Annotated in this window: 6 protein-coding genes and 1 riboswitch; of the genes, 4 read left to right on the forward strand and 2 right to left on the reverse strand. The window is 67.9% G+C overall.

Going from position 1 to position 6744, the window contains the following annotated elements; translation table 11 throughout:
- Positions 1–29: 29 nt before the first annotated feature.
- A riboswitch (cobalamin riboswitch) is annotated at positions 30–254 on the forward strand.
- 125 nt (positions 255–379) lie between these two features.
- Both VM221_07455 and VM221_07460 read left to right on the forward strand, forming a co-directional pair.
- Positions 380–1183 carry a type II secretion system protein gene (locus VM221_07455; protein ID HUT74656.1) on the forward strand — a complete coding sequence of 268 codons (804 nt, stop codon included), beginning with the start codon at positions 380–382 and terminating at the stop codon, positions 1181–1183.
- Between the two features lie 97 nt (positions 1184–1280).
- Positions 1281–2204 (forward strand): helical backbone metal receptor, encoded by a 924-nt coding sequence (locus VM221_07460; GenBank protein HUT74657.1) that lies wholly within the window; start codon positions 1281–1283, stop codon positions 2202–2204.
- Here VM221_07460 and VM221_07465 read toward each other — a convergent pair.
- Together VM221_07465 and pabB are read right to left on the reverse strand one after the other, a co-directional pair.
- Positions 2191–3063, reverse strand: a complete 873-nt coding sequence (locus tag VM221_07465; GenBank protein HUT74658.1) for an aminotransferase class IV — start codon at positions 3061–3063, stop codon at positions 2191–2193. The genes VM221_07460 and VM221_07465 overlap by 14 nt on opposite strands.
- Positions 3060–4499 (reverse strand): aminodeoxychorismate synthase component I, encoded by a 1440-nt coding sequence (gene pabB, locus VM221_07470; protein HUT74659.1) that lies wholly within the window; start codon positions 4497–4499, stop codon positions 3060–3062. The genes VM221_07465 and pabB overlap by 4 nt, the downstream gene beginning before the upstream one ends.
- Before the next feature lie 158 nt (positions 4500–4657).
- Between pabB and VM221_07475 the strand changes: the two genes are divergently transcribed.
- Both VM221_07475 and VM221_07480 read left to right on the forward strand, forming a co-directional pair.
- Positions 4658–5101, forward strand: coding sequence for a prepilin-type N-terminal cleavage/methylation domain-containing protein (locus tag VM221_07475; protein ID HUT74660.1), 444 nt, complete (start codon positions 4658–4660; stop codon positions 5099–5101).
- Between the two features lie 109 nt (positions 5102–5210).
- A complete protein-coding gene (locus VM221_07480) occupies positions 5211–6308 on the forward strand; it encodes an aldose 1-epimerase family protein (protein HUT74661.1) in 1098 nt (365 codons plus the stop codon).
- Positions 6309–6744: the final 436 nt, after the last annotated feature.

Genomic DNA, 6744 nt, shown 5'->3' on the forward strand with positions numbered 1-6744 from the left:
TAACGTTGATAGGGTTGGGCTTTGACAAGTCAATACTCGCGCGGACAGATGTACGGGAAGACGGTGTGAAGCCGTCGCTGCCCCGCAACTGTAACCGCTGACGAGGCTCGCAACCAGGCCACTGTCCCCGCCGTTCAAGGGATGGGAAGGCGCGGGCCGAGGTTCACCCTCGGTAGGGGCAAGGCATGCCTTGCCCCTACCGAGGGCGGGATGAAGCGGAAGCCAGGAGACCGATCTGTTCGCTGATGGCTCATAACCAACTTCGCGGGAAGGGGGTGAGCGCGCAGTATTCCCATGCCCCAGCGCTTCCAGCGTCTGGGGCATTTGCGTTTTCCGGGCTGCGCACCCGAAGGGTGGAGGCGGTTCGCGGACCGCCGCCATGGAGTCACACTACCTTGAGGAGGCACTGGATTTGAGGAACGCAGGCTTCACCCTGATTGAGTTGTTGGTGGTGATCGCGATCATCTCCATCCTGGCGGCGCTGCTGTTTCCGGTGTTCGCGACGGCCCGGGACGCCGCGCGCCAGTCCAATTGCCTGTCGAACGTCAGGCAGCTGGCGATGGCGATGCTGATGTATGCGGACGACCACGACGGGACCTTCGTGCCCGCGTGGGACGAGGCCAACCTCACCCGCTGGCATGGGGCCCGCAGCAGCACCACGGAGGCCTTTGACCCGACCCGCGGGCCCATCTATCCCTACCTGAAGAGCCGCGAGATCAAGATCTGCAAGTCCTTCCATCCCGCAAGCGGATCCATCGCCTTCGAGCTGGGGACCGGGGGATACGGCTACAACGCGCAGTATGTCGGTGGTTCCCCGGCACCCTGGCCGGCTTCACTGGTCCCGGCGTCGGAGGCCGACATCACGTCGCCCGCGGACACCATCATGCTGGCCGAGACCGCCACCCTCGACTGGGACATGACGACCTACACCGGCACCGGCACCCTCATCGAGTATTCGTTTGTAGAGGCTCCGTACTACGAGGCCTACAACAATTCGCCGGCCGATCCCTCCACCCATTTCCGCCACCACGGGATGACAGGTGTCGCCTTCTGCGACGGCCACGTCAAGAGCATGCGCATGGGCCTGTCGCGCGGCAGCGGGTGGACCTACCCGGATGCGGTCTTCAAGGAGCACCAGCTTGGATTCGTGGGCACCGATAACTCGCTCTACGACCGTGACTGAAGCACCCAGGCCGGGGGGCGGATCCCTGCCGCGGGCCGCGTTGCGCCCTGACGGCATTCCGCGTCCGACCAGCCCCAGGCGGTGGAGGCGACCAGTGATGAGGCCTGCTTCGCTGCTGCCGCTGGCGGTGCTGCTGTTGGCCGGGTGCGCCGTCCCGGACGCCCGGCCGGCCAACGCCGGGGGCAACGACTTCCCGGTGACCCAGCGCGACGCACTAGGCAACCGGGTCACCGTGCGCGCGGAGCCGCAGCGCATCGTCTCCCTGGCGCCGGCGATGACCGAGATCCTCTTCGCGCTCGGGCTCGGAAACAGGATCGTCGGCGTTACCGCATACTGCGATTACCCCGCGGCAGCGAAAGCCAAGCCCAAGATCGGCGGCATCGTCAACCCCAGCGTGGAACGCATCCTGGCGCAGGCGCCGGAGCTGGCGCTGGGAACGCGCCTCAACCCCAGGCCGGTGCTGCGCACGCTGGCCCGAGCCGGCATTCCGACCTACGCCGCCGACGCCCGCGACTTCGATCAGGTGATGGCGTGCATCCGCGCCGTCGGTGCGCTCACGGGCCGGCGCCCGCAAGCGGCGCAACTGGTGGCGGCCGCGCGCGCGCGCCTGTTGGCCGTTCGCAAACAGGTCGCGGGATTGGCCGAGCCGACGGTAATCATGATCTATCAGCAGGACCCGCTGTGGGTCGCCGGCGCGGACACCTTCGCCGATCACCTGCTTCGCCTCGCCGGCGCTCGCAATGCGGCGAGAGGTATCCAAGGATACAAGCAGTACAGCGTCGAGATGCTCCTGGCGCAGGACCCGGAGGTGATTCTTCTAAGCTCGATGGCGGGGGGCGAGGAGGCGGACCAGGTGCGCGCGTTCGTCGAGCGCCCGAGTATGCGCGGCCTTTCGGCGGTGCGTCACCGCCGCGTGTACGTCATCAACGCGGACACGGTCGCTCGGGCGGGACCTCGCATCGTCGAGGGGATCGAGGTCATCGCTGCCCGGCTGCACCCGGAGGCCTTCAAGCACCGCTAGCCGCGACCGTGCGCGCATACGCCCGCGCCAGCGCCGACCATGCCGGGCCCGGATCGCCGGCGCCGATCGGTCTGCCGTCTATGCGAGTGACCGGCTGCAATTCGACGATGCTGTTGGTTAGGAAGCATTCGCTGCACATGCCGAGTTCTGCCGGCAGGACGCGGCGTTCGACCGCCTCGATCCCCTGGGCGCGCGCAAGGTCGAGGACGACCGCGCGCGTGATCCCCGGTAGCAACCCGCACTCCACAGACGGCGTTACCAGGCGCCCGTCAATGACGAAGAAGACGTTGGCGGTGGTGGCCTCGGTGATCTCCCCGGCGCAGTTGAGGAGCAGGGCCTCGTCCACCGCGCCCCGGCGGGCGGCGGCGCGCGCGCGAATGTAGGCGAGGAAGCTCAACGTCTTGTGGCGAGCCAGGGCCGCCGCCGGCGCCGAGCCCGGATGCAAGGTGATGGCGGTTACCGGGGGCGGCGGGGCCGCGCGCATCTCCAGCGCCCGCGCGATGATGCTGATACTGAAGCGCCCGGACCGCGCCTCGATCCCAGGCGCGTCACACTGCTCCGAAACAGTCAGGCGCAGGTAAGCGTCGGCCAGTCGGTTGGCCTCGAGGGTAAGCGCCAGCGCCTGTGCCAGGTCGTCCTCCCCCACCCCGAATTCGAGGCCCAACTCCGCCGCCGATGATCGCAGCCGCGCGAGGTGACGGTCGCGGGCGAAGATGCGCCCACCATAGGACCGCATGGTCTCGAACAGGCCCTCGCCGTAGAGGTAGCCGCGATCCAGCAACGGCACGCGGGCGCGATCGGTGGGGACGATCTCGCCGTTGAGGTAGGCCAGGTCTCCAGGGCGCGTCGAGCCGGTCATGCCCGCACCATGCCCATCGGCCGCGCCACGGCGGTGATAAGCGCGCGCGCTTTGTCCAGCGTTTCCTGGTACTCAGCCGCCGGTTCCGAATCGGCGACGATGCCGCCGCCGACCTGAAAATGCGCCCACCCGTCCTTGACCACGAGGGTGCGGATGACGATGCTGGTGTCCATGTCGCCGGAGAAGCAGACGTAGCCGATGGCCCCGGTGTAGATGCCGCGGCAGGTGGGCTCGAGCTCATCAATTATCTCCATGCTGCGCACCTTCGGCGCGCCGGTGATGGAGCCGCCGGGAAAACAAGCCTTCAGGCAGTCAACCGCGGTGAACTCCTTATGCAGTCGCCCCACCACCGTCGAAACCAGGTGAAACACGGTCTCGTATTTCTCGAGCGCGCATAGCTCGGTCACGTGCACGCTGCCGTAGGCGCAGGTGCGACCGAGATCATTGCGCTCCAGGTCCACGATCATCACGTTTTCCGCGCGGTCCTTCTCGCTCGTCAAGAGCTCGCGGGCAAGCCGCTCGTCCTCCGGTGGCGTTGCCCCGCGCGGGCGCGTGCCCTTGATCGGCCGCGTCTCGACCTGCGCCCCGCGAGCCCGCAGGAAGCGCTCCGGGGACGCGCTCAAGACCGCGAAGTCCCCGCAGTCCAGGTAGGCCGCGAACGGCGCCGGATTGATCGCGCGGAGGTGCCCGTAGAGATCGAGCGCTCCGCACCTGACGGGGGCGGTCAGGCGGTGGGAGAGGTTGACCTGGTAGATGTCGCCGGCGGCGATGTACTCCTTGGCGCGTCCCACCGCCTCCAGGTAGCCGTCGCGCGTGAAATTCGAGTAGAGGTCCCAGCAGCCGGGCACGGGGTGCGCCGCCAGAGCCGCCCGCGGCCCGCCGCGCGACGGCGGCGAAAGCACTCCCGCGGACGGCCTGGAGATCAAGGCCGCCATCCGCTGGACGCGCTGCACGGCCTCTTCGTGCTGCTTCTCGAATACCGGCGCTGCGATCGCATACGCGCGCCGCTGCCGGTGGTCGAGCGCCACGATCGCGTCGTAGAACCCGAGGCGGCAATCGGGCACGGCGGCGTCGTCCGCACACCCGTGAGGCACGCGCTCGACGAAGTGGCGCAGGTCATATCCAAAGTAGCCGACCGCGCCCCCCAGGAAGGGTGGATCACCGGGCTCGCGAGCAAGGGGAAAGCGCGACAGCAGGGTCTTGAGCGCGGCAAAGGGGCTCCGACGGTCACCGTCAGCCCTCAGCCCCGACACGCGCAGCCTCGCGCCCTTCGATTCCAGGAGGGCGAAGGGCTCGGCGCCCATGAACGACCAGCGCCCCGAGCGACCGTCAACCAGGGCGCTGTCCAGGAAAAACGGCGCGCGCAGGCGCGCCAGCGCGCAAAACGAGGCGAAGGGGTCGTCCGGATAGGGTATCTCGCGGATTATGGGGCGCACGCCGACCTCCAGAGCGCGTATATTCCGCCGCCGGCGGCCCCTTTCCTGTTGCGCGCCGCCCTCCAGACAGCGGCGCCATTGTGGAATAATCTCAACAGAGGGATGGGCACCGGGGGACGCTGTGCCAGGGCTTACGCAAAGCGACGGTTGACCAAGAGATGCAGAGGTTCCTCTCCAGACAACGCGGGTTCACGCTGATCGAGATGTTGATTGTAATCACCATCATCGCCATTCTCGCGCTGATCGTAATCCCCAGGCTGACCGCCGCCGGCCGGCGGGGGAAGGAGGCGTCCCTCAGAGCCGACCTCAAGCAGTTGCGCGACGCGATCGAGCGCTTTGAGGCCAACACCGCCGCCTGGCCACCTTCGCTGGCCGACCTCATGGCAGCCGATGGCAGCGCCGTCAGCGCGGATGTTGACGGGCGGGGGATGAGCGTGGACCGCGCGGGGTACGAAGGCCCGTACTTGCGCACTGGCAGCGGCTCCCTTCCCGCGGACCCCTTCACCGGTGCCGCCGACTGGACCTACAACAGCTCCACCGGTGAGGTGCACAGCAGCTCGACCCTGACTGCACTGGACGCCAGCACGTACTCGATTTGGTGAACGCGCGAATCCCCTCTTTCCGCGAACCCGCTCCTGCCCGCCGTTTGCGCTTGCGTTTCCGTACGGTTTGACCTACAATTCCTCGCAGCCCAGTCACAGGAGGCCCGCCATGGCTCAGCTATTCGGGGAACAGATCACTCGCAACGAGTTGCTCCAGCGCGTCGGCAGCATGCGCCAGGTGTGCGGGATCGAACTGGCGGTCTTGGATGAAGGGGTCGAGGCCGGCGTTCGGGTCGCGGACATCAGCACCGGCAGCGGTTTTCGTTTTCGCGTCGTCATCAGCCGGGGGCTGGACATCGCAGGCGCCGACTGGCGGGGCATCCCGCTGGCGTGGCGCTCGCCCAGCGCCGTCGCCGGCCCGTGGTTCTTCGAGCCGGAAGGGCTGGGCTGGCTGCGTACGTTCTTCGGCGGGCTGGTGGCGACCTGCGGCCTTACTACCGCCGGCGTGCCGAGCGTGGACCAGGGCCGCAGCCTGGGGTTGCACGGACGCGTCTCCAACCTCCCCGCGGGCCGCATCGCGGTGCATGAACGCTGGCAGGGCGACGACTACATCATGACCTTGCGCGGCCAGGTACAGGAGGCGGTCATCTTCGGCGAGAACGTTCTGCTCACGCGCGAGATCACCGCGCGCCTTGGGGAGAGCCGCTTCTTCCTGCGCGATGTCGTCGAGAACGTGGGCTTCCGCACCACCGAGCACATGATGCTTTACCACATCAACGGCGGCTACCCCGCGGTGGGCCCCGGGGGGCGACTGATCTCCCCCACCCTCAAGGCGACGCCGCGTGACGCCGAGGCGGAGAAGGGCAAGGAGCTCTACGCGGACTTCCCGGCGCCGATTCCGGGCTACCTCGAGCAGGTCTATTACCATGAGCTGGCGGCGGATGCCGACGGGCGCATCCGCGCCGCTCTGGCCAACGAGGGCTTTGCGGGCGGCCACGGCTTCGGCTTCTATGTGGCCTATAGGGCCGACCAGCTACCGCGCTTCACCGAGTGGAAGATGATGGGCCAGGTGGACTATGTCGTGGGCATGGAGCCCGCCAATTGCCTGGTCGAGGGGCGCGCCAAGGAGCGCGAGCGGGGCACGCTGCAGTTCCTGGAGCCGGGCGAGCGCCGCGAGTACGAGCTGGAGATCGGGGTGCTCGAAAACGCGCAGATGATTCAGGGCTTTCGCACCACGGTGGAACAGGCGCTGCGGGCGGCGCGCTGATCTGCTTGCGACGCGGCTTGACCGCGGCCGCACCGTCTGATACTATTTTGACGGCGGTTCGGCGGCGGCCCGTTGAGTGGGCCGCGGCGGCGACGGACGCCGAGCCAGCCTCAGCGCGGATGGGGAACGGCCAGGGGGTCGGCCCCAGTGGTTTGACTTATGGGAGAATCCGTGGACGACGCTGACCCACAGGCGGGAAAGATGAGGAGGCGCGCCCAGCCGGGCGGCCATGGTCGCACCGCTCGCCCGCAGCTCGGTTGCGCTTGCGCGGGGAGAAAGGCGAGGGCGAAGATGCCATTCCGGGGCCCGTGAGCACGGGACTCGGTTATCGGTTTCGCGCGTCCGCGCCTTCCCGTTTCCGCGGGAAGGCTTTTCTTTTCTCGCGGGCCGGCCGCGGCAGGCAAGAGAAAACAAGGGAAGGAGGCGAGGCACAAGC

The sequence above is a fragment of the Armatimonadota bacterium genome (assembly GCA_035527535.1).
Taxonomy (GTDB): domain Bacteria; phylum Armatimonadota; class Hebobacteria.